The sequence below is a fragment of the Leclercia adecarboxylata genome, from assembly GCF_006874705.1.
In the GTDB taxonomy this organism is placed as follows: Bacteria; Pseudomonadota; Gammaproteobacteria; order Enterobacterales; family Enterobacteriaceae; genus Enterobacter; species Enterobacter adecarboxylatus_C.
Map to the genome: position 1 here is coordinate 381,834 of NZ_CP035382.1, position 20,276 is coordinate 402,109.

A 20,276-nucleotide genomic window follows, 5' to 3' on the forward strand; every position below is an offset into this window, starting at 1 on the left:
CTTTCGCCGGAAAATAGCACAGCGCGTGCTGCAGGTAAGCTTGTTGAGTTTCTTTCCCGAGCAGGCTCGCAAATCACCCTCTTAGCGACTGATGAACCCACTGTTGCAGGGCGCGTCGGGAGATCTTAATCCCGCCATTTTTGAGTTCAGCGGGAAGGACCAGCCAGTGCACCGGCTGCTGAAAGCGCGCCAGCTTATCAGCGACCCAGTGCGGCAGCTGCGCGATATCTGCCTCCGCTTCGCACTCGACGACCGCCACCGGACGCTGACCAAACTCGACATCATCGAGGGGAACCACATACACCTGGCTGACCTGAGGATGAGTGCCGATCACTCGCTCCAGTTCCTCGGGCTGGATCCCTTCTCCGCCGCTGAAAAACAGGTTATCCATGCGACCAAGGATCGTCAGGCGTCCGTCAATAATCTCACCGCGATCGCGGGTGGCGAACCAGCCCTGCGCGTTGGCGACGGTGACAAGCTGACCGTCACGCCAGTAGCCGCTGGCCATGCTGGCAGCCTTTAACCACACTTCACCCTCCACCAGCTTCACTTCCCGGCCCGGCAGCGGATAGCCGACATCCGCCAGGCCATCCGCCTCTTTGGCGCAGACCGTGGAGGCGAACTCCGTCAGGCCATACCCGCACCAGCTGCGAATGCCCCGGCTGGCAGCCCGCTGGGTTAACTCTCCGGGGATCGCCGCGCCGCCCAGCAGCACCGCTTTTAACGCCACCTCGTCTCCGCCGTTAAGCAGCCGCCAGAGCTGGGTCGGCACCAGCGAGGCGTGGGTGCACCCCTGGAGCATCTGTTCCAGGGGCTGTTTTTCGCAGACGGTCAGGCGGGCACCTGCCAGCAACCAGCGCCACAGGATCCCTTGCCCGGAGACATGGAACAGCGGCAGCGAGAGCAGCCAGTCGTCTTCTCCGGCATAGGGCAGAAGGGCCAGCACGCCTTCGGCGCTTGCAAGGTGGGCGGCACAGGTGTGCACGGCCGCTTTCGGCAGCCCCGTCGAGCCCGAGGTTAAGGTCATGGTCGCCAGCCGGTCCGGCTGCCACTCCGCGCCCGCACTCCCCTGCAACTGATCCAGCGACAGGGCTGAGAGGCCCGAATAACCGCCATCGCCGTTGAGTACCAGCGCAAAGCGCAGCGTCAGAGGCGGGAGCATGATCTTCAGTACGGAACGCGGCAGTTGCGGGTTCACCGGCAGGATCCGCGCCCCGCACTGGAGCAGCGCCAGCCACGCCAGCAGCGTGTCGGGATGATTATGCGCCTGCAGCATCACCCCGTCCCCTTCCCTTACCCCCTGCTGCACAAAGCCGCTCGCCAGGGCATCGGTACGCTGGCAGAGTTCGCGCCAGGTCAGGCATGCACCGTTAAGCCGCAGAGCCGGTTGTTCAGCTTTGCGCGCGCACCAGTGCCGCCACGGCCAGTCGGAAAAGATCATAGCAGCGGCTCCAGCGCCTCGCGTTCCAGACACTGCAAGGTGTTGCCCGGCCAGGGCCGCAGCAGTTGCGCCTGCATCAGGTTCAGGGTATCCAGGCCGGGAACGGTATCCGGCGTGAACTGAGCGGCAATGCGCGCCAGCTGGGTCAGACCGAGGCTCGACTCAATCGACGAGCTGATCACCGCCGTCAGCCCGAGGGCGTGGGCCGCCGTCACCTGCTCACGCACCTTCGCGATGCTGCCGGTGAGCGTGGGTTTGATCACCACCGCCCGAACGCCCGGCTCGGCAATCCATTCGAAATCGTCCTCGCGCAGGCTTTCATCCCAGGCGATGGCAATCCCTGTCTCCCGGGCAAACGCCAGCGAGTCCGCGCGCGTTTTACAGGGTTCTTCCAGAAAGGCAATACGATCCCGGTAGGCCGGGTTAACGTACTTCGCAAACTGCTGCGCTTTCAGCGAAGTCCAGGCTCGGTTAGCGTCGAGGCGCAGACGCAAATCCGGGATGGCCTCCAGCAGCAGATTCGCCACCATGCCGTCGCGCACCGCTTCATAGAGACCAACCTTAATCTTCGCCACTTTTTCGCCCGGCATGGCGGCCAGTACGGCAAAGAGTTCGTCAGGATCCCCTGTACAGAGCGGGGCCGCGCGATAGTCGGCCTCTTCCGGCAGGGAGCCGTCGAGCTCCGCCAGCGCACAGCTGATGCCAAAATCCACCGCAGGCAGGCCGGGCAACAGAGGCTCTGCCCCTTCACCCCAGGCGATACTCCACGCCCGCAGCGAGGCTTCAGCCTCCTCCAGCGATTCGCGGCTGAAGCCCGGCAGGGGGGAAACTTCTCCCCACCCGTGCCGATCGCCCTGCTGCAGATGCACGAACAGACCGTCTCGGGTTTTTAACCGCCGTTCGCGCAGTACCACACCCGCGTCCATCGGTACCTGCCAGCGGTAGATCTGTACGCCGCGCATTACGGATTCCGTTTGTATTTACTGAAGTCCGGCTGGCGCTTCTCGTTAAAGGCGTTACGTCCTTCCTGACCCTCTTCGGTCATGTAGAACAGCATGGTGGCGTTACCCGCGAGCTCCTGCAGCCCCGCCTGCCCATCACAGTCGGCGTTCAGGGCCGCCTTCAGGCAGCGCAGCGCCATCGGGCTGTTTTGCAGCATTTCACGGCACCAGCGCACGGTCTCTTTCTCCAGATCGGCAATTGGCACCACGGTGTTAACCAGGCCCATGTCCAGCGCTTCCTGGGCGTTGTACTGACGGCACAGGAACCAGATCTCACGCGCTTTTTTCTGACCGACGATGCGGGCCATGTAGGACGCACCCCAGCCGCCGTCGAAGGAGCCCACTTTCGGGCCGGTCTGGCCGAAAATGGCGTTCTCTGCGGCAATCGTCAGGTCGCACATCATGTGCAGCACGTGACCCCCGCCGATAGAGTAACCGGCAACCATCGCCACTACCGGTTTCGGACAGGTGCGGATCTGGCGCTGGAAGTCGAGCACGTTCAGGTGGTGTACGCCAGAGTCGTCCTGGTATCCGCCGTAGTCGCCGCGCACTTTCTGATCGCCACCGGCGCAGAAGGCTTTTTCACCCTCCCCGGTCAGGACAATCACGCCGATATTATCGTCATAACGCGCATCCGCCAGGGCATTGATCATCTCCTTGACGGTAACCGGACGAAACGCGTTACGCACCTCGGGACGGTTAATGGTGATTTTGGCGATCCCGTCCGCCGATTTATGGTAACGAATGTCGGTGTAGCCTTCGGAGCAGTCTTGCCATTCCACCGGTGCGTAGAGCATGTTTTCATCAGGGTAGATCATAGAGTGTCCTTTATGGATTGACGGAGTATCTGAGCCAGACGCTCAGCCACCGCACCGGGGTTTTCCCGATGGGCGTTATGTCCGGCTTGGGGTATTGGATGGCCGATCGCGGGAAGTTCCCGGGCAATTGCCCTGAACTTGTCATCCCGCTCGCCATACAGATAGAAAAAATGGACCACGCACTCAGCGAGCGCAGCCCGTAAATCGGGTTGTTCGGCCAGGGACGTCGCCTGCAACATTGCGGCCAGCGTTGCGCCGTTATTGCGGCTGCGCAGGGTAACCAGCGCCTGACGTTGCGCTTCGGTTAACGAAGCAAATACCGGCTGTTGATACCAGTCGGCAAACACCGCCTCTAAGGGTTCATGGCGAAAACGTGCGGCCCAGTGGGCATCGGAGGCACGGCGGCTTGCGCGTTCATGATCATCACGCAGCCCTGGATGCGCCCCCTCAACGATCAGCCCCTGCAGCCCTTCCGGGCGCTGGCAGGCGTGATACATCGCAATGCGGCCGCCGAGGGAGTACCCTATCAGCCAGTATTTAAGTATGTTGTAACTAACAAGAGTGCGATTCAGCAGACCACTTACGTCACTGAAATCACGCCCCGCAATATGCGCCGAGTCGCCGTGTCCCGGCAGATCGAGATACAGCTGGGGAAAATCGCCCAGCCCTTCTCCGGGCAGCTGCCATTCGCGGCGATCGCCGGAAAAGCCGTGCAGGAACACCAGCCAGGGTTTTCCTGCCGAGCCGGCGCAGTGCGTCCCCTGCAGGATCACAGGTGGCTTACCTGCGCCAGCAGGTTCTGCAGCATCTGCGCCCCGTCGCTGTCGTTAACCACCACTTCGATCAGCGTTGCGCGGGGTTTGCTCCACGCCGTATTCAGAGCGCTCTCCAGCTCCGTCCAGCTGGTCGGGCGCTGATAGCGGAGGCTGAACATCGCCGCCGCATGCTCAAACTGCACGTTTTGCGGCATCAGATAGAAGCGTTCACGCTCACTCTGGGGCGTCGGCAGCAGGGAGAAAATCTGTCCGCCGTTATTGTTGATCACCAGCAGAACAAAGGGTGCAGAGGCCTGGCGTAACAGCGCCAGCGCGTTGAGATCGTACAGCGCCGAGAGATCGCCAATGATCGCCAGCGTCGGGCGGGCGTTGGCGCGCTGGACCCCGGCAGCGGTGGAGATCAGCCCGTCAATGCCGCTGGCGCCGCGATTACTGAACACCGGATAACCTGCCGGCAGGCAGGAAAAGGCATCAATCAGACGTACCACCAGACTGTTGCCGACAAACAGCTGCCCCTGCTCGGGGAGATAGTGACGAATACGGTGCGCCAGCTGCGCCTCGCCAAATTCTTCACTGTGCTGCGCCGTCAGCTCCCAGGCCTGACGGGAGAGTTCCGGGATCGCCGCGGCCCAGGGGACGCGTTTTTCCGCCGGATGGAGTTCCAGCCAGTCGGCCACATTCGAGATCAGCCGACGACCGCGATGATGCGCCGGATCAAGCCGTCCTTCCCGTGGATCCACCAGCCAGTACTCTTCGGGTGTGCAGGTGGTTTGCCATTGCAGCAGTCGTTTACCCGTCAGGCTGCCGCCCAGCTGGACCACAATCTGCGCCTGCTCCAGTTCGGTCACGGCTTTCGCATTGCCCAGCCACAGATCGGCGCACGGCAGCGGCTGCCCGGTCTGGGAGAGCACGTCGCCAATCAGCGGCCAGCCCAGGGTTTGCGCCCACTCCGCCGCCTTTTTCCCTTCCGCAGCGCTCATTCTGCCCGCGAGCACCACCCCGCGTTTTTGCCGCCAGAAGAACCAGTCGCGCTGTTTGGGGCTTGAAAGCTCTGCGGGAGCGCTCAGCCAGGGTTTATCGCTCTGCCACCAGTCGCCCAGCGCCTGCTGCCAGTCAAGATCGGTATCATCCATTTCGCCATACAGCGGCTCGGCAAAAGGACAGTTGATGTGCAGCGCGCCCGCACGCAGCGCGCCCAGCGCGTTATCCACCGTCGACACCAGCCAGCGGGCGGGAATATCCCGGGTCGGACGCGGCAATGACAGCGTTTCCGTGGGATGAGAGGCAAAGAGCCCCGGCTGGCGAATGGCCTGGTTTGCACCACAGTCGATCAGCTCCGGGGGACGATCCGCCGTCAGCAGCACCAGTTTTTCGCCGGTCAGCCCGGCTTCAATCAGCGCCGGATAGAGGTTCGCCACCGCGGTACCGGAGGTGACAATCACCGCCACCGGGGCGTTACTGGCTTTGGCCAGCCCCAGCGCCAGATGCCCGAGACCGCGCTCATCAAAATGGGTGTGATGAATAAAGGCGCGGTTTTCCGCAGCGGCCAGGGTCAGCGGCGTCGAACGCGAGCCGGGTGCGATGCAAATGTGCCTGACGCCATGGCGGGTCAGGGCTTCAAGGATCACCGCCGCCCAGCGCCGGTTAAAAGAACTCACTGACATGGAATTGTCCGGTATCAATATTGCGACTTAGTATAAATAATAGGAAAAGATGTAATTTTGATATGAATCGGGTATGTACGACTCAGTATTAATCCTTTAGGAGCAGAGAGCGCAGCCCGGCGGCTTTATTTTCAATCTCCTGCCACTCCTGCTCGGGATCGGAACCGCTGACGATCCCCGCCCCGGCGTACAGGCGCACGCAGGTCTCCTGCACCCTGGCCGAGCGCAACGCCACGCAAAACTCGCTTTGCGCTAATGACAGATAGCCGGCGGAACCGGCATACCACTCCCGATCAAAGGGTTCATTGCGGGCGATAAACTCCCGTGCCGCCTGACGCGGCAGACCGGCGACCGCCGCGGTGGGCTGGAGCAGCGTCAGGCACTGTTCATCGTCCGGCTGTTGCAGCGTGGTCCAGATGCAGCGGCGTAAATGCTGGACCTTGCGCAAGCGCACGACCTGCGGCGGCAGGACGTCAAGCACTCCGCCCTCGCGCTGCAGGCGCTGACAGATGTCCTCGACCACCAGCATATTTTCACGCTGGTTCTTATCGTCGTTCATCAACCAGTCGCCCAGGTGAGCGGCCTGCACCTCATCCGAATGGCTGGCGACCGTACCGGCCAGCGCTTCGGTGCGCAGCAGGGTTCCGCGCCGCCGCCACAGCCGTTCCGGCGACGAACCGAGAAAGGCATGAGTGGCATCAAGGCGCATCAAAAAGTGGTAGCACTGGAAGTTCACCCGACGGCTGGCGGCCATCAGGGCGGCAGGATTGACCGGCAGGCTGAAGTGCAGGTCCGTTGCCCGGGCCAGCACCACTTTGTCAAAGTCCCCCTGAGCAATAGCGTCGGTTGCGCGGCGGACTAACGCCAGCCAGCCGGATTTCTCCTGCCGCTGGGTTTCGCTCGTCACCGGCTGGACAACAGCGTCAACAGGCTGGCTCTCTTTAAGGGCGCCAATAAATTCGCGCGCGTGCCGGGCATCGTTTTTCAGCGAGGTGGCGCTGCAGAGAACCAGCCGCAGCGTCGCGGTTCCGCCGTTGCGTTGCCACAGCAGACGCGGCAGGAACAGGTCGCCCTGCACAGGCTCGAACGCATTAATGCCCACGACCCGAAGGTCAGGGAACTGCGGATAACCCTGTAAAAAATGACGGGCGGCAGAGAGAGAGGAGAAGTGTTGGGTCGCTCCCAGCGCGGCGTACTCTTCGTCGCCGTTACGCTGTTGCCAGTAGAAATGGGGGAAAAAATGCTGGGCATTCAGCCAGGCGAGCGGGTCAAACGCATCGTTGAGCGCAAAGGAGACATCGAGATGATGCAGGCCGGGTGCATCAGGAAAATCGGCGGCTAACTGGTGGCAAAGGCCTGCCAGCGCGGTGGAAATCGAGTGCACGCGAACTTCTCCCAGCTCAAAAACCTCACATTATACGGGGTAGTTGCCTGAAAAAGCAGTACCCCCTATTTGGCAGGGAGAAGCGTGCGTGTGTAGCGTTAACGGCGGGCGAGAAGAATACCGAGCACCAGACCGGCGGCGGCACCTACCCCAATACCCTGCCAGGGTTTTTCACGGACATAATCGTCTGCACGATAGACCGCTTTTTTAGCCCGATAATAGTAAGTGTCCGACGCCTGGCTGACGCGTGTTTTCACGTCGTGCAGTGCCTGTTCGGCACGCGCCTTCAGCTCAATGTACTTTTGATCGGCCGGATCGCCTGAAGAACGGAGGACCTCTTCCAGCGTTTCACTTAACAGCGTCAGATCGTCATCAACATGCGTTTCCGAAGATTGGAAGGACATAGTTTTCTCCTTGTGGTTGCATCAGTTCGCTAACTATAGACAATACCTGCCGATTCTGCCTGCTACGCTTGTTGTATCTCTTTCGCCATGCCGATATGCGGGATGCCATCTTCATCGTAGATGTCGGTCACCGGAAGAAAGCCAAAATGGGCATAAAATGCCTGCAAATGCGCCTGCGCACCCAGGTATAACGCCTTGTCAGGCCACTGTTTTTGGCAGGAACGCAGCGTCTGCTCCATCAGGGCGTATCCAAGCTTTTCGCCACGCGCCTGGCTGCTGACAATCACCCGGCCAATCACAACGGGGGAAAAATCGTCGTCGCTTTTCAGAATCCTCGCATACGCCACCAGCTGACTATCTTTCCAGCCGAGGATGTGCCGGTTTTCCCCCACCAGATCCTCGCCGTCGATGTCCTGGTAGGGACAGGTTTGTTCGACGACAAAGACGTCGCAGCGCAGCTGGAGTAACGCGTAAAGCGCGGGAACGGTCAGCTCGCTATGGTGCAGATCTTGCCACTGGATCATTGGGGTCTCCTTATCGTGTCGGTAGCCGTTATACTAATGACTTTTCGTCCCCGGCACAGAGGCTGAGTGCATTATGGAGCTGCTTTTTTTAGGAACATCCGCTGGCGTGCCCACCCGTACGCGCAACGTCACCTCAATTCTGCTGGATTTACAGCACCCGACCCGCGGCGGTTTGTGGATGTTTGACTGCGGCGAAGGCACGCAGCACCAGCTGCTGCGCACCACCAGCCATCCCGGCAAGCTGGATAAAATCTTCATTACCCACCTGCATGGCGATCACCTTTTTGGCCTGCCGGGCCTGCTGTGCAGCCGCTCGATGGCGGGCAACATCCACCCGCTGACCATTTACGGCCCGCCCGGCATTTGTGAGTTTGTTGAAACCAGCCTGCGGATCAGCGGCTCCTGGACCGATTACCCTCTCGAGATTGTCGAGATTAGCGCCGGGGTGGTGTTCAGCGATGACGCCTGGACCGTGACCGCAGCGGCGATGAATCACCCGGTAGAGTGTTACGGCTATCGCGTGGAGGAGCAGGATAAGCCCGGCGCTCTGGATGGCGCAGCGCTTGTTGCCGCCGGGGTTCCCTTCGGCCCGCTGTTCCAGCAGCTCAAGCGCGGGGAGCGCGTCACCCTGGACGATGGCCGGATAATCGATGGCGCAGACTATCTCTCCCCGCCCCGCCCCGGTAAGAAGCTGGCCATCTTCGGGGATACCGCCCCCTGCGAAAGCGCCCTTGCGCTGGCTCAGGGCGTCGATCTGCTGGTGCATGAGGCCACGCTTGAGGCGGCGATGGAGGAGAAAGCCAACAGCCGCGGCCACAGCTCAACGCGTCAGGCGGCCAGGCTTGCCTGCGATGCGCAGGTAAAAAGGCTGCTCGTCACCCACGTCAGCTCCCGCTATGACGCCGAAGGCTGCGCCATGCTGCTGGCCGAGTGCCGCGCCCTGTTTGCCAACAGCCAGCTGGCAGAAGATTTTGCTACGGTGCGCGTTTAACGCTCTATTTTTCCCCGACTCTGCCGATAACCCTACCATGCAGGTATTTTTCACTTAGGGGCAAAAATGGATAACTTCCAGAAAGACATTGATGACAGGGCAAATCTGACCCTGTCGAACCGTTTTGAGCTGCTGCTGTTTCGTCTCGGCACATCTTTGAATGAAAACAAATCTGAGCTGTTCGGCATCAACGTCTTTAAGCTTCGCGAGATTGTGCCCATGCCAGCCTTCACCAAACCGGCGGGGATGAAATCACCCCTGATGGGAATGGTCAATATTCGTGACCAGGTGATCCCGGTTATCGACCTCGCAGCCGTCGCAGGCTGCAAGCCGACGACGGGGCTGAATATTCTGCTGATCACCGAGTATGCCCGTAGCGTGCAGGCCTTTGCCGTGGAGTCGGTCGAAAACATTATGCGACTGGACTGGAAACAGGTGCACGCGGCAGAAACCGCCGTCAGCGGACGCTATATCACCAGCATTGCCTGCCTGGACGAGAAGACCGATACCAACGATCTGGCGATGGTACTGGACGTTGAGCAGATCCTGTATGACATCACCCCGGCCAACCACGACCTGCATGCTACCGACCTGAAGACCACCAAATTCAATATCAAGCCGGGTGCCGTGGCGATTGTGGCGGAAGACTCCAAAGTGGCGCGCTCGATGCTGGAGAAAGGGCTGCAGGCAATGCAGATCCCGGCGCTGATGCACCTCACCGGCAAAGAGGCGTGGGAGAAGATTAACGTCCTGTCGGCCCAGGCCCAGGCGGAAGGCGTGCCGATCACCGATAAGATTGCGCTGGTGCTGACCGACCTTGAGATGCCGGAGATGGACGGCTTTACCCTGACGCGCAAGATCAAAACCGACGCCATCCTGAAGGACATTCCGGTGGTAATCCACTCTTCCCTTTCCGGCAACGCCAACGAAGATCATATCCGCAAGGTGAAAGCCGATGGCTATGTGGCGAAGTTTGAGCTGAACGAGCTGTCATCGGTGATTGAAGAGGTACTGGATCGGGCAACGAAGAAGATTGATGGGCCGTTGATTAGCCGTAAGCAGTTGGCCTGATTGGCGCTCTTTTGCCGGGTGGCGCTGCGCTTACCCGGTCTACAATACCCGTAGGCCCTGCAAGCGCAGCGCCGCTGGGCAATAAAAAAACCCGCCGAAGCGGGTTTTTTGTTTTTACATCAGCGGCATCGCGTGCTGCACGATGGTGATCAGCGGCTGCGGATAGATACCGAAGATCAGTACCAGCAGGGCAGAGATCAGCACCACAATACCACCAGCGCTGTATTGCCAGTTGCCTGGCGCATCGCGGTTGAGCTGCTGAGGCGCGCTCAGGTACAGGCTCACGGCAACGCGCAGGTAGTAGTAGAGACCAATCGCGGAGCCGATAACGACACCCGCCGTCAGCCACCACAGACCGGCCTGCACACCGACAGCCAGCACGTAGAACTTACCGATAAAGCCGAGCGTCATCGGGATACCCGCCAGCGACAGCATCATCACGGTCATGACCGCAGACAGGATCGGACGGTGCCAGAACAGACCACGGTAGGAGAACAGGGAATCTGCATCCGGGCCACGGTACGGGCTGGACATCAGGCTCACCACGCCGAACGCGCCGAGGCTGCTGAACAGGTAACCGGCCAGGTAGACACCCACGGTTTCCATCGACATGGAGCCGCTCTGCAGCGCAATCAGCGCTACCAGCAGATAGCCCAGGTGCGAGATGGAGGAGTAACCGAGCAGACGCTTGATGTTGGTCTGGCTCAGCGCCATCAGGTTACCGAAGATGATGGAGACGAAGGCAATAATACCCAGCACCACGCGCACCGCTTCGCTCTCGCCTACCGGTGCGTACAGGAACAGACGCATCACCACGCCGAAGATAGCGATTTTGCTCGCCGTCGCCAGGAAGGTGGATACCGGCGCCGGAGCACCCTGGTAAACGTCTGGCGTCCACAGATGGAACGGCACCAGAGAGAGTTTAAAGCCGAGGCCAACAATCATCATGCCCAGACCCGCCAGCAGCAGCGGCTCATGCAGCATGCCGTCGCCGAGGCTCTTGCCGAGCGCCATGAAGGAGAGGTTACCGGACTGAGCGTAGATCAGCGCAATACCAAACAGCAGGAAGGACGAAGCAGCAGCAGACAGGATCGTATACTTGATACTCGCTTCCAGAGAGCGCTTCTGACGGAAGGCATAACCAATCAGGCCGAACAGCGGCAGAGAGATCAGCTCAATGCCGAGGAACAGCGCCGCCAGATGGTTAGCATTCGCCAGCAGAATACCGCCGAGGGCAGCAATCAGAACCAGCAGGTAAAACTCTTCTCTGTTGTCGTTGTAGCCTTCCAGCCACGGGTAAGCAAAGGTACAGGTCGCCAGGCTGGCTAACAGCACCAGCCCGGTGTACAGCATGGCGAAGCCATCAACGCGCATCAGCGGAGTGACATCCATCGCACCCGCCTGGCCAACAAACCAGAGGGAGACTAACGCAGCGTTCAGACCCAGAACCGCCAGCGTGGCATTCAGGAAGTGATTGCGTCGCCACGCAATGGAGAGCATCACAACCACCACCGTCAATCCGACGATCAGCAGCGGTAGCAGCGCAATCAGTTGTTGTGGAGTTATTGTCATGGCGATTTACGGCCTTGTAGTAGAAGCAGAATTAACAAACCACTGCTGGATGTTACCCATCGCGGAGTGCGAGGTATCCAGAATCGGCTGCGGATAGAAGCCCAGCAGCACCAGCAGTACGACCAGCAGCAGGATGATGAACAGCTCGCGCAGCGACATCCCCGGCAGCTCTTTGGCAGCGATTTCGCTCTTCGCTTTACCGAAGTAGGCGCGGTGCAGCATCGCCAGCGAGTACACGGAAGCGAACACCAGACCAAAGGTGGAGATGACGGTAATCATCGGAACCACTTTGAAGCTGCCGAACAGGATCATGAATTCGCCAACGAAGTTACCGGTGCCTGGCATCCCCAGGGTAGCAACCGCGAAGAACATCGACATCGCTGGCAGCCATTTCATTTTGCCCCACAGCCCCCCCATCTGACGCATGTCACGGGTGTGCAGACGTTCATACAGCTGGCCACACAGGATGAAGAGACCGGCTGCGGACAGACCGTGGGCAATCATCTGGATCACCGCGCCCTGGTACGCCAGCTGGCTGCCGGTGTAGATCGCAATCAGCACGAAGCCCATGTGGGAAACGGAGGTGTAAGCAATCAGACGTTTGATGTCGTACTGCGTGAAGGCCATCCATGCACCGTAGAAGATACCGATCACACCCAGCCACATGGCAATTGGCGCGAACTCTGCGGAGGCATTCGGGAACAGCGGCAGTGCGAAACGCAGCAGGCCGTAGGCCGCAGTTTTCAGCAGGATGCCCGCCAGGTCAACGGAACCCGCCGTTGGTGCCTGGGAGTGCGCATCCGGCAGCCAGCCGTGCAGGGGAACCACCGGCATTTTCACCGCAAAGGCAATGAAGAAGCCCAGCATCAGCAGGTATTCAACACCGTGGGACATCGGCGTCTTCAGCAGGTCCTGATAGTTGAAGGTCCAGACACCGGTCGCGTTGTAGTGCACGAATACCAGCGCCAGGATGGCAATCAACATCACCAGACCACTCGCCTGGGTGTAGATGAAGAACTTGGTTGCCGCCGTGATACGCGTTTTACCGTCGGACGCCTTATGGCCCCACAGCGCGATCAGGAAGTACATCGGCACCAGCATCATCTCCCAGAAGAAGAAGAACAGGAACATGTCGATGGCAAGGAACACGCCGATCACGCCGCCCAGGATCCACATCAGGTTCAGGTGGAAGAAGCCCTGGTATTTTTCGATTTCTCGCCAGGAGCACAGTACCGCCAGAACGCCGAGCAGACCGGTCAGCACCACCATCAGCAGCGACAGACCGTCAATCGCCAGGTGAATGGTAATACCGAAACGCGGGATCCACGGCAGAATGAATTCAGACTGCCACTGTGGGATCCCAGCGGACTGGGTCAGAGAGTAGCCGCCCTGCAACCAGAGTTGCAGGCCAAGCGCAAGCGTCAATCCCATAGTGATCAGCGCAATCCAGCGCGGCATCTTCACGCCAAAGCGTTCGGTCTGCCAGCACAGGAACCCACCGATAAAGGGAATTAATATTAGCCAGGGTAGTAACATGGCGATTTGCATTCCTTTTTAAGGCCCCCAGCAGGGGCCTGATTTTCAACGAATTCGAATAAAATTCACTTAACGACGATCAACGCAACACCATCAGCAGCGCCAGCACCACAACCGCACCGATGCTCATGGACGCCACGTACCAGCGCAGGTACCCGTTCTCGCTGAACAGCAGGCCTTTACCTGCAAAGCGGGAGAGGATCGCCGGGGTGTTCATCAGTGAGTTCAGCGGATCGCGTTTAATCAGCCACGCAATACCGAGGAAGGGTTTCACGAATATCATGTCGTACAGCCAGTCGAAGCCCCACGCGTTGTACCACCATGTGCCCAGCAGACGGCCTGGCGCACTGTTGGCAACGGCATTCACCAGCGTACGTTTGCCCAGCCACAGCCATGCAGCAATCAGGATGCCCGCAATCGCGACCACACCGGAGGTGATTTCAAGCGTCAGAACGCGACCGTGCTCAAGCTCGGTGGTGTCCGGCAGTACGCCCTGCAGCGGTGGCACAATCATCGCGCCAACGAAGGTGGAGAGTACCAGCAGCACAATCAGCGGCAGGTGGTGGGTGATCCCCTTCCCTGCGTGAGCGTGAATTTGTTCTTTACCGTGGAAGACGATGAAAATCATACGGAAGGTATACAGGGAGGTCATAAATGCACCGACCAGACCCGCAACCATCAGATTGATATGACCATTCGCCATGGCGCCCGCAAGGATTTCGTCCTTACTGAAGAAGCCAGCGGTAATCAGCGGCAGTGCCGCCAGCGCCGCGCCGCCGACCAGGAAGCAGACGTAAACCAGCGGAATGGATTTGCGCAGACCGCCCATCTTGAAGATGTTCTGCTCGTGATGGCAGGCGAGGATCACCGAACCGGACGAGAGGAACAGCAGCGCTTTAAAGAACGCGTGCGTCATCAGATGGAAAATCGCCGCGTCCCACGCCTGTACGCCCAGCGCCAGGAACATGTAGCCAATCTGGCTCATGGTGGAGTAAGCGAGAACGCGTTTGATGTCGGTTTGCACCAGTGCGGCAAAGCCTGCCAGCACCAGCGTCACCGCACCAACGATACCGACCAGGTGCAGGATTTCCGGGGTCATCAGGAACAGACCGTGGGTACGCGCAATCAGGTAAACACCGGCGGTCACCATGGTCGCGGCGTGGATCAGCGCGGAGACAGGGGTTGGACCCGCCATCGCGTCGGCAAGCCAGGTCTGCAACGGCAGCTGCGCGGATTTACCCACAGCACCGCCCAGCAGCATCAGCGTTGCCCACCACAGCATGTTGTTGCCTGCTTCGAAGTGCGCCGGCGCCAGTTCCACCATTTCGCGGAAGTTCAGCGTGCCCAGTTCGTTGTAGAGAATGAACAGCGCGAAGGCGAGGAAGACGTCACCCACACGGGTCACGACGAACGCTTTCATGGCCGCTGCGCCATTCTTCGGATCGGTGTAGTAGAAACCGATCAGCAGGTAAGAACAGAGACCCACGCCTTCCCAGCCCAGATACATCAGCAGCAGGTTATCGGCCAGCACCAGAACCACCATGCTGGCGATAAACAGGTTGGTGTAGGCGAAGAAGCGGGAGTAACCCTCTTCACCGCGCATATACCAGGAGGCGAACATGTGGATCAGGAAGCCCACGCCGGTGACCACGGAGAGCATGGTCAGGGAAAGACCATCCAGCACCAGGTTGAAACCGATATTGAAATCACCGACCGACATCCAGGTCCACAGCGGCACGCTGTAAGCCTGACGTCCGTTACTGAAGAAGTCGATACCCGCATACGCCGTAACCAGCGCAGCAAGACCGATAGAGCCCATGCCGACGGTGGCAGACAGATTCTCAGACCAGCGGCCGCGAGAAAACGCCAGCAGCAGGAAGCCGATCAGCGGAAAAATAATGGTTAAGGCAAGCATGTTCATCCACGCAACTCACTTACTGAATCGATGTTCAGGTTCTGGCGGCGACGGTGGAGCTGCAGTAACAGCGCCAGGCCAATACTCGCTTCGGCAGCCGCAAGGCTGATGGCGAGAATGTACATCACCTGACCATCGGTCTGGCCCCAGTAGCTACCGGCGACCACAAAGGCCAGCGCGGCAGCGTTGATCATGATCTCCAGGCCAATCAGCATAAACAGCAGATTGCGGCGGATAACCAGACCGGTTAAGCCCAGCACGAATAAAATCGCTGCGAGGATCAGTCCGTGTTGTAAAGGGATCATGCGCGTTCCTCCGTTTTTCTTTTCGCGCTGTCGTCCTTGCGGTTGCTCAGCACCTCGCCGGCACGCTCTTCGCGACCGACGTGGAATGCCACGACCAGGCCTGCCAGCAGCAGCATCGAGGCCAGTTCAACCGCCAGTACGTATGGCCCAAACAGGGTGATACCCACCGCTTTGGCGCTGATTGGCGTACCGTCGATACCCTGATCGTTCACACCCAGAATGGCGTAAACGATCACCGCCAGCATGATGGCCGACAGAATCGCCGGACCAATCCACACCTGCGGCTTCAGCCACTGACGTTCCTGTTCGATTTCCGAGCCGCCCAGGTTCAGCATCATCACCACGAAAACGAACAGAACCATGATGGCCCCGGCGTAAACGATGATTTCAAGCGCACCCGCAAAGTGTGCGCCCAGCGCAAAGAACACCCCGGAAATAGCCAGCAGCGAAATGATTAAATAGAGCAGCGCATGCACCGGGTTGGTGTGCGTAATCACTCGCAGCGTAGCCAGGATGGCGATCAGGCCACAGATATAAAAAGCGAATTCCATTGCCCCTCTCCTTACGGTAACAGGCTCTTGACGTCGATAGGCTTGGCTTCGTTCTCTGCTTCGCCCTTATCTTTGCCGTCGATTGCCATACCCGCCATCCGGTAGAAGTTATATTCCGGGTATTTGCCCGGACCGGAAATCAGCAGATCCTCTTTTTCGTACACCAGGTCCTGACGCTTGTATTCGCCCAGCTCGAAGTCCGGGGTCAACTGAATCGCCGTGGTCGGGCACGCTTCTTCACACAGACCGCAGAAGATGCAGCGTGAGAAGTTGATGCGGAAGAACTCCGGGTACCAGCGACCGTCTACCGTCTCGGCTTTTTGCAGAGAGATACAGCCTACCGGACAGGCTACCGCACACAGGTTACAGGCAACGCAGCGCTCCGAACCGTCCGGATCGCGCGTCAGCACGATACGGCCACGGTAGCGCGGCGGCAGATATACCGGCTCTTCCGGGTACATCCGGGTTTCGCGTTTGGCAAACGCGTGCAGGCCGATCATCCAGATACTGCGTACCTGGGTGCCGAAACCTACCAATAATTCTTTCAAGGTCATGATCTCAAAGCCCCTTATGGCTGCTGCCAGAGAATGACAGCCGCCGTTACCAACAAGTTGACGAGCGTCAGCGGCAGGCACACTTTCCAGCCGAAGGACATTACCTGGTCATAACGCGGACGCGGTAACGCTGCGCGAATCAAAATGAACATCATCATGAAGAACGCGGTTTTCAGCGCGAACCAGATGAACGGCGGTAAGAACGGGCCATGCCAGCCACCAAAAAACAGCGTTACCATCAACGCGGAAATGGTGACGATACCGATGTACTCGCCCACGAAGAACAGACCGAATTTCATACCGGAATATTCAATGTGGTAACCGTCGGCCAGTTCCTGTTCGGCTTCTGGCTGGTCAAACGGGTGACGGTGACACACCGCCACGCCCGCGATAGCAAAGGTCACAAAACCAAAGAACTGCGGGATCACGTTCCAGATATCGGCCTGGTTGTTGACGATGTCGGTCATGTTAAATGAACCGGCCTGCGCCACCACGCCCATCAGGGAAAGACCCAGGAACACTTCGTAGCTCAGGGTCTGCGCAGACGCACGCATCGCACCCAGCAGCGAGTATTTGTTGTTACTGGACCAGCCGGCGAACAGCACCGCGTAGACCGCGAGGCCTGCCATCATCAGGAAGAACAGGATCCCGATGTTCAGATCCGCCACAACCCAGGTCGGGCTGACCGGAACGATAGCAAACGCCAGCAGCAGCGAGGTAAAGGCGATCATCGGTGCCAGAGTAAAGATCACGCGATCCGAGAAACGCGGGACCCAGTCCTCTTTAAAGAACATCTTGATCATGTCCGCGACCAGCTGGAGTGAACCACCCCAGCCCACGCGGTTCGGTCCGTAACGGTTCTGGAACAGACCGAGCAGACGACGTTCACCGAAGCTCATGAACGCGCCGCAGGTGACCACCACCAGCAGAATAACAACCGCTTTCAGGATGCTCAGCAGGATGTCGATAAGATCGGGCGTAAACCAACTCATGCTTTTGCCTCCTGCAGGTTATCAAGACGCGCACCCGCCAGTACCGGCGCGATGCCAGGCATACCCATCGGCAGACCCACCTGCCCTGCTGTCAGACCTTCAGAGATAATCAGCGGCAGGCTGATTGTCTGGCCTTCGTAGCTAAAGCTGATGTTCGCGCCTGCGTTCACGCCAAGCTTAGCGGCATCAGCCGGGTTGAGCTTGATGTAAGGCTGCGGCATACGGGTCTGGAAGACCGGGGAACGCTGGGACATTTCGTCGCTACCGAACAGATGGTAGTACGGCGCGATACGCCAGTTGCCCTCTTCCGCCTGGAAGCTTGCCGGAACGGTGGAGAAGAACGCCAGACCGGTTTCGCTTGCTTCAATCAGACGCACGCCCGGATCGCCGTGACGCAGAGAACCGCCCACTTCAGCCTGGAACTTGTTCCATGCCTGCGGGGAGTTCCAGCCTGGCGCCCATGCAAACGGGATCTGTGAACGCGGCGCAGACGGCTGGTTGTTCCCTTCCATTGAGAAGGCGAACATGGTGTCTTTATCCTGCGGCTGACGCGGTTCGTGCACGCTAATGTTGGCACGCATTGCGGTACGACCGCTGTAGCGGTGCGGTTCACGGGCCAGTTTCTGGCCGCGAATACGGAAGCTCGCTTCCGGTGCCGCATCTTTAATGCCTGCCAGCTGTGGCAGTTTTGCCACGGCAGCGTCGATCACGTGGTCGAGCTGGGTCCAGTCCACTTCACGGCTCAGCACGGTGCTGTGCAGGGAGTGCAGCCAGCGCCAGCTTTCCAGCATCACGATGCTGTTGTCGTAGTACGCCGGGTCATAAACCTGGAAGAAGCGCTGGGCACGGCCTTCGTTGTTCACAACGGTACCGTCGCTTTCTGCGAAGCTTGCCGCAGAGAGCACCAGATGCGCTTTGTCCATGATCGCCGTACGCTGATGGTCGATAACCATCACCAGCGGCGCTTTAGACAGGGCTGCGTCCACGCGGGCAGCGGAAGCATGACGATGGAGGTCGTTTTCCAGCACCACAACCGCGTCAGCGGAACCGGATTCCAGTTCGCTTAACGCTTCTTCCAGAGAGCCGCCGCCAATCATGCCCAGACCGATGCTGTTTACCGCACGGGCAATCATGGTTACGCCAACGTCAGCACCGCGACCTTTAAGCGCTTTAGCCACGTTGGCTGCCGCTTCAATGATCTCTGCGCTACCGGCGTTAGTACCGGAAATAATCAGGGGTTTCTTCGCACCGGCCAGCGCCTGCACGATCACGTCAACCTTGTTCTGCAGATCGCGATCCATGCCTTCAACGGCCGGGGCGCTGTTGTCTAGCGCGTGAGCGATAGCAAATCCGAGGCGCGCCTGATCTTCAACCGGGGCACGGTAGGTCCAGGCCGCGATGTCGTCCAGACGGGTGTTGTCGACGTTAGTCACAAACAGCGGATGCTTGGCGCGCTGACCGATGTTGAGGATCGCCGCGATCTGCCAGTCAGCCACTTTCTGGGCTGCGGCCATTTCACGCGCTTTACCTTTCACCGCCTGACGAACCGCCAGGGCAGCGCGAGCGCCGGTCTGGGTTAAATCTTCACCCAATACCAGAACCGCATCATAAGATTCGATTTCGCGCAGCGCCGGAGTATGGACTCCGCCTTCGCGCAGCACTTTCAGCACCAGCTGCAGACGTTCCTGCTCGCCCTGAGCGATACCGGTGTAGAAGTTATCCGCACCCACCAGCTCACGCAGCGCGAAGTTGCTTTCGATGCTGGCGCGCGGGGAGCCGATACCGATCACTTTCTTCGACTGGCGCAGAATATCTGCTGCGCCCTGCATCGCCTGTTCAGCGTTCAGGGTGATGAAGTCGTCGCCGCGACGTTGAACCGGCTGACGCGGACGGTCTTTCAGGTTCACATAGCCATAGCCGAAACGACCGCGGTCGCAGAGGAAGTAGTGGTTAACGGTGCCGTTGTAACGGTTTTCGATACGACGCAGTTCGCCATAGCGTTCACCCGGGCTGGTGTTACAGCCGAGGGAGCACTGCTGGCAGATGCTTGGCGCAAACTGCATGTCCCACTTACGGTTGTAACGCTCGGAGTGCGTTTTATCCGTGAAGACGCCGGTCGGGCAGATTTCAACCAGGTTACCGGAGAACTCGCTCTCCAGGGTGCCATCTTCCGGACGACCGAAGTAGACGTTGTCATGCGCGCCATAGACGCCCAGATCTTCGCCGTCGGCGTAATCTTTGTAGTAACGCACGCAGCGGTAGCAGGCGATGCAGCGGTTCATTTCGTGAGAGACGAACGGCCCCAGATCCTGGTTACGGTGGGTACGTTTGGTGAAACGGTAACGACGGAAGCTGTGCCCGGTCATCACGGTCATATCCTGAAGGTGGCAGTTACCGCCCTCTTCACAGACCGGACAATCGTGCGGGTGGTTGGTCATCAACCACTCCACCACGCTTTCGCGGAACTGTTTAGCTTCCGCGTCGTCGATAGAAATAAAGGTACCTTCGGTGGCTGGCGTCATACAGGACATCACCAGGCGACCACGCGTGTCTTCCGCGTTTTGATATTGCTTCACCGCACACTGGCGGCAAGCACCGACGCTCCCCAGCGCCGGATGCCAGCAAAAATACGGAATATCAAGGCCGAGGGACAGACAAGCTTCCAGCAGGTTGTCCGCGCCGTTGACCTCGTATTCTTTGCCGTCTACATGAATCGTAGCCATTAGCATGCTTCCAGTTGTCTCGGTCGAAACCGAGCGTTAATCAAAATTCTGTTT

General features: G+C 59.2%; 18 protein-coding genes. 2 read left to right on the plus strand and 16 right to left on the minus strand.

The features are described 5' to 3' along the window. Window positions 1–73: 73 nt before the first annotated feature. The 8 genes from menE to ES815_RS02855 all read right to left on the minus strand — a co-directional run bounded on the left by menE (window position 74) and on the right by ES815_RS02855 (window position 8,012). On the minus strand, window positions 74–1,441 hold the full coding sequence (gene menE / locus ES815_RS02820) for an o-succinylbenzoate--CoA ligase (protein WP_142486536.1): 1,368 nt from the start codon (window positions 1,439–1,441) through the stop codon (window positions 74–76). Beyond that, complete coding sequence (gene menC / locus ES815_RS02825; RefSeq protein WP_142486537.1) at window positions 1,438–2,403, minus strand: o-succinylbenzoate synthase; 966 nt, start codon at window positions 2,401–2,403, stop codon at window positions 1,438–1,440. Before menC ends, menE begins: the two co-directional genes overlap by 4 nt. Beyond that, complete coding sequence (gene menB, locus ES815_RS02830) at window positions 2,403–3,260, minus strand: 1,4-dihydroxy-2-naphthoyl-CoA synthase (protein WP_142486538.1); 858 nt, start codon at window positions 3,258–3,260, stop codon at window positions 2,403–2,405. Before menB ends, menC begins: the two co-directional genes overlap by 1 nt. After that, window positions 3,257–4,033, minus strand: coding sequence for a 2-succinyl-6-hydroxy-2,4-cyclohexadiene-1-carboxylate synthase (gene menH, locus ES815_RS02835; protein WP_142486539.1), 777 nt, complete (start codon window positions 4,031–4,033; stop codon window positions 3,257–3,259). The genes menB and menH overlap by 4 nt, the downstream gene beginning before the upstream one ends. Then, window positions 4,030–5,700 carry a 2-succinyl-5-enolpyruvyl-6-hydroxy-3-cyclohexene-1-carboxylic-acid synthase gene (gene menD / locus ES815_RS02840; protein ID WP_142486540.1) on the minus strand — a complete coding sequence of 557 codons (1,671 nt, stop codon included), beginning with the start codon at window positions 5,698–5,700 and terminating at the stop codon, window positions 4,030–4,032. The genes menH and menD overlap by 4 nt, the downstream gene beginning before the upstream one ends. Window positions 5,701–5,788: 88 nt before the next feature. Further along, window positions 5,789–7,084, minus strand: coding sequence for an isochorismate synthase MenF (gene menF / locus ES815_RS02845; protein ID WP_142486541.1), 1,296 nt, complete (start codon window positions 7,082–7,084; stop codon window positions 5,789–5,791). A gap of 98 nt (window positions 7,085–7,182) precedes the next feature. After that, window positions 7,183–7,488 (minus strand): stress response protein ElaB, encoded by a 306-nt coding sequence (elaB, locus tag ES815_RS02850; RefSeq protein WP_142486542.1) that lies wholly within the window; start codon window positions 7,486–7,488, stop codon window positions 7,183–7,185. A 62-nt stretch (window positions 7,489–7,550) separates the two neighbouring features. Beyond that, on the minus strand, window positions 7,551–8,012 hold the full coding sequence (locus tag ES815_RS02855) for a GNAT family N-acetyltransferase (protein WP_142486543.1): 462 nt from the start codon (window positions 8,010–8,012) through the stop codon (window positions 7,551–7,553). Between the two features lie 73 nt (window positions 8,013–8,085). On the opposite strand from ES815_RS02855, the gene rnz reads away from it, so the two are divergent. Further along, window positions 8,086–9,003, plus strand: coding sequence for a ribonuclease Z (gene rnz, locus ES815_RS02860; RefSeq protein ID WP_142486544.1), 918 nt, complete (start codon window positions 8,086–8,088; stop codon window positions 9,001–9,003). Between the two features lie 66 nt (window positions 9,004–9,069). Then, complete coding sequence (locus tag ES815_RS02865; protein WP_142486545.1) at window positions 9,070–10,074, plus strand: chemotaxis protein; 1,005 nt, start codon at window positions 9,070–9,072, stop codon at window positions 10,072–10,074. 114 nt (window positions 10,075–10,188) lie between these two features. On the opposite strand, the gene nuoN is transcribed toward ES815_RS02865, so the two are convergent. The 8 genes from nuoN to nuoG all read right to left on the minus strand — a co-directional run bounded on the left by nuoN (window position 10,189) and on the right by nuoG (window position 20,222). Beyond that, window positions 10,189–11,646, minus strand: a complete 1,458-nt coding sequence (gene nuoN, locus ES815_RS02870) for an NADH-quinone oxidoreductase subunit NuoN (RefSeq protein ID WP_106996019.1) — start codon at window positions 11,644–11,646, stop codon at window positions 10,189–10,191. A 6-nt stretch (window positions 11,647–11,652) separates the two neighbouring features. After that, window positions 11,653–13,182 (minus strand): NADH-quinone oxidoreductase subunit M, encoded by a 1,530-nt coding sequence (gene nuoM, locus ES815_RS02875; RefSeq protein WP_032612768.1) that lies wholly within the window; start codon window positions 13,180–13,182, stop codon window positions 11,653–11,655. A 79-nt stretch (window positions 13,183–13,261) separates the two neighbouring features. After that, a complete protein-coding gene (gene nuoL, locus ES815_RS02880) occupies window positions 13,262–15,103 on the minus strand; it encodes an NADH-quinone oxidoreductase subunit L (protein ID WP_142486546.1) in 1,842 nt (613 codons plus the stop codon). Next, window positions 15,100–15,402: an NADH-quinone oxidoreductase subunit NuoK gene (gene nuoK / locus ES815_RS02885; RefSeq protein ID WP_032612773.1), complete on the minus strand. Its 303-nt coding sequence runs from the start codon at window positions 15,400–15,402 to the stop codon at window positions 15,100–15,102. The genes nuoL and nuoK overlap by 4 nt, the downstream gene beginning before the upstream one ends. Continuing rightward, window positions 15,399–15,953 (minus strand): NADH-quinone oxidoreductase subunit J, encoded by a 555-nt coding sequence (gene nuoJ, locus ES815_RS02890; RefSeq protein WP_106996022.1) that lies wholly within the window; start codon window positions 15,951–15,953, stop codon window positions 15,399–15,401. Before nuoJ ends, nuoK begins: the two co-directional genes overlap by 4 nt. Before the next feature lie 11 nt (window positions 15,954–15,964). Next, window positions 15,965–16,507 carry an NADH-quinone oxidoreductase subunit NuoI gene (nuoI, locus tag ES815_RS02895; RefSeq protein WP_003861491.1) on the minus strand — a complete coding sequence of 181 codons (543 nt, stop codon included), beginning with the start codon at window positions 16,505–16,507 and terminating at the stop codon, window positions 15,965–15,967. Window positions 16,508–16,521: 14 nt separating this feature from the next. After that, a complete protein-coding gene (gene nuoH, locus ES815_RS02900; RefSeq protein WP_142486547.1) occupies window positions 16,522–17,499 on the minus strand; it encodes an NADH-quinone oxidoreductase subunit NuoH in 978 nt (325 codons plus the stop codon). After that, window positions 17,496–20,222 carry an NADH-quinone oxidoreductase subunit NuoG gene (gene nuoG, locus ES815_RS02905; protein ID WP_142486548.1) on the minus strand — a complete coding sequence of 909 codons (2,727 nt, stop codon included), beginning with the start codon at window positions 20,220–20,222 and terminating at the stop codon, window positions 17,496–17,498. The genes nuoH and nuoG overlap by 4 nt, the downstream gene beginning before the upstream one ends. Window positions 20,223–20,276 lie beyond the last annotated feature (54 nt).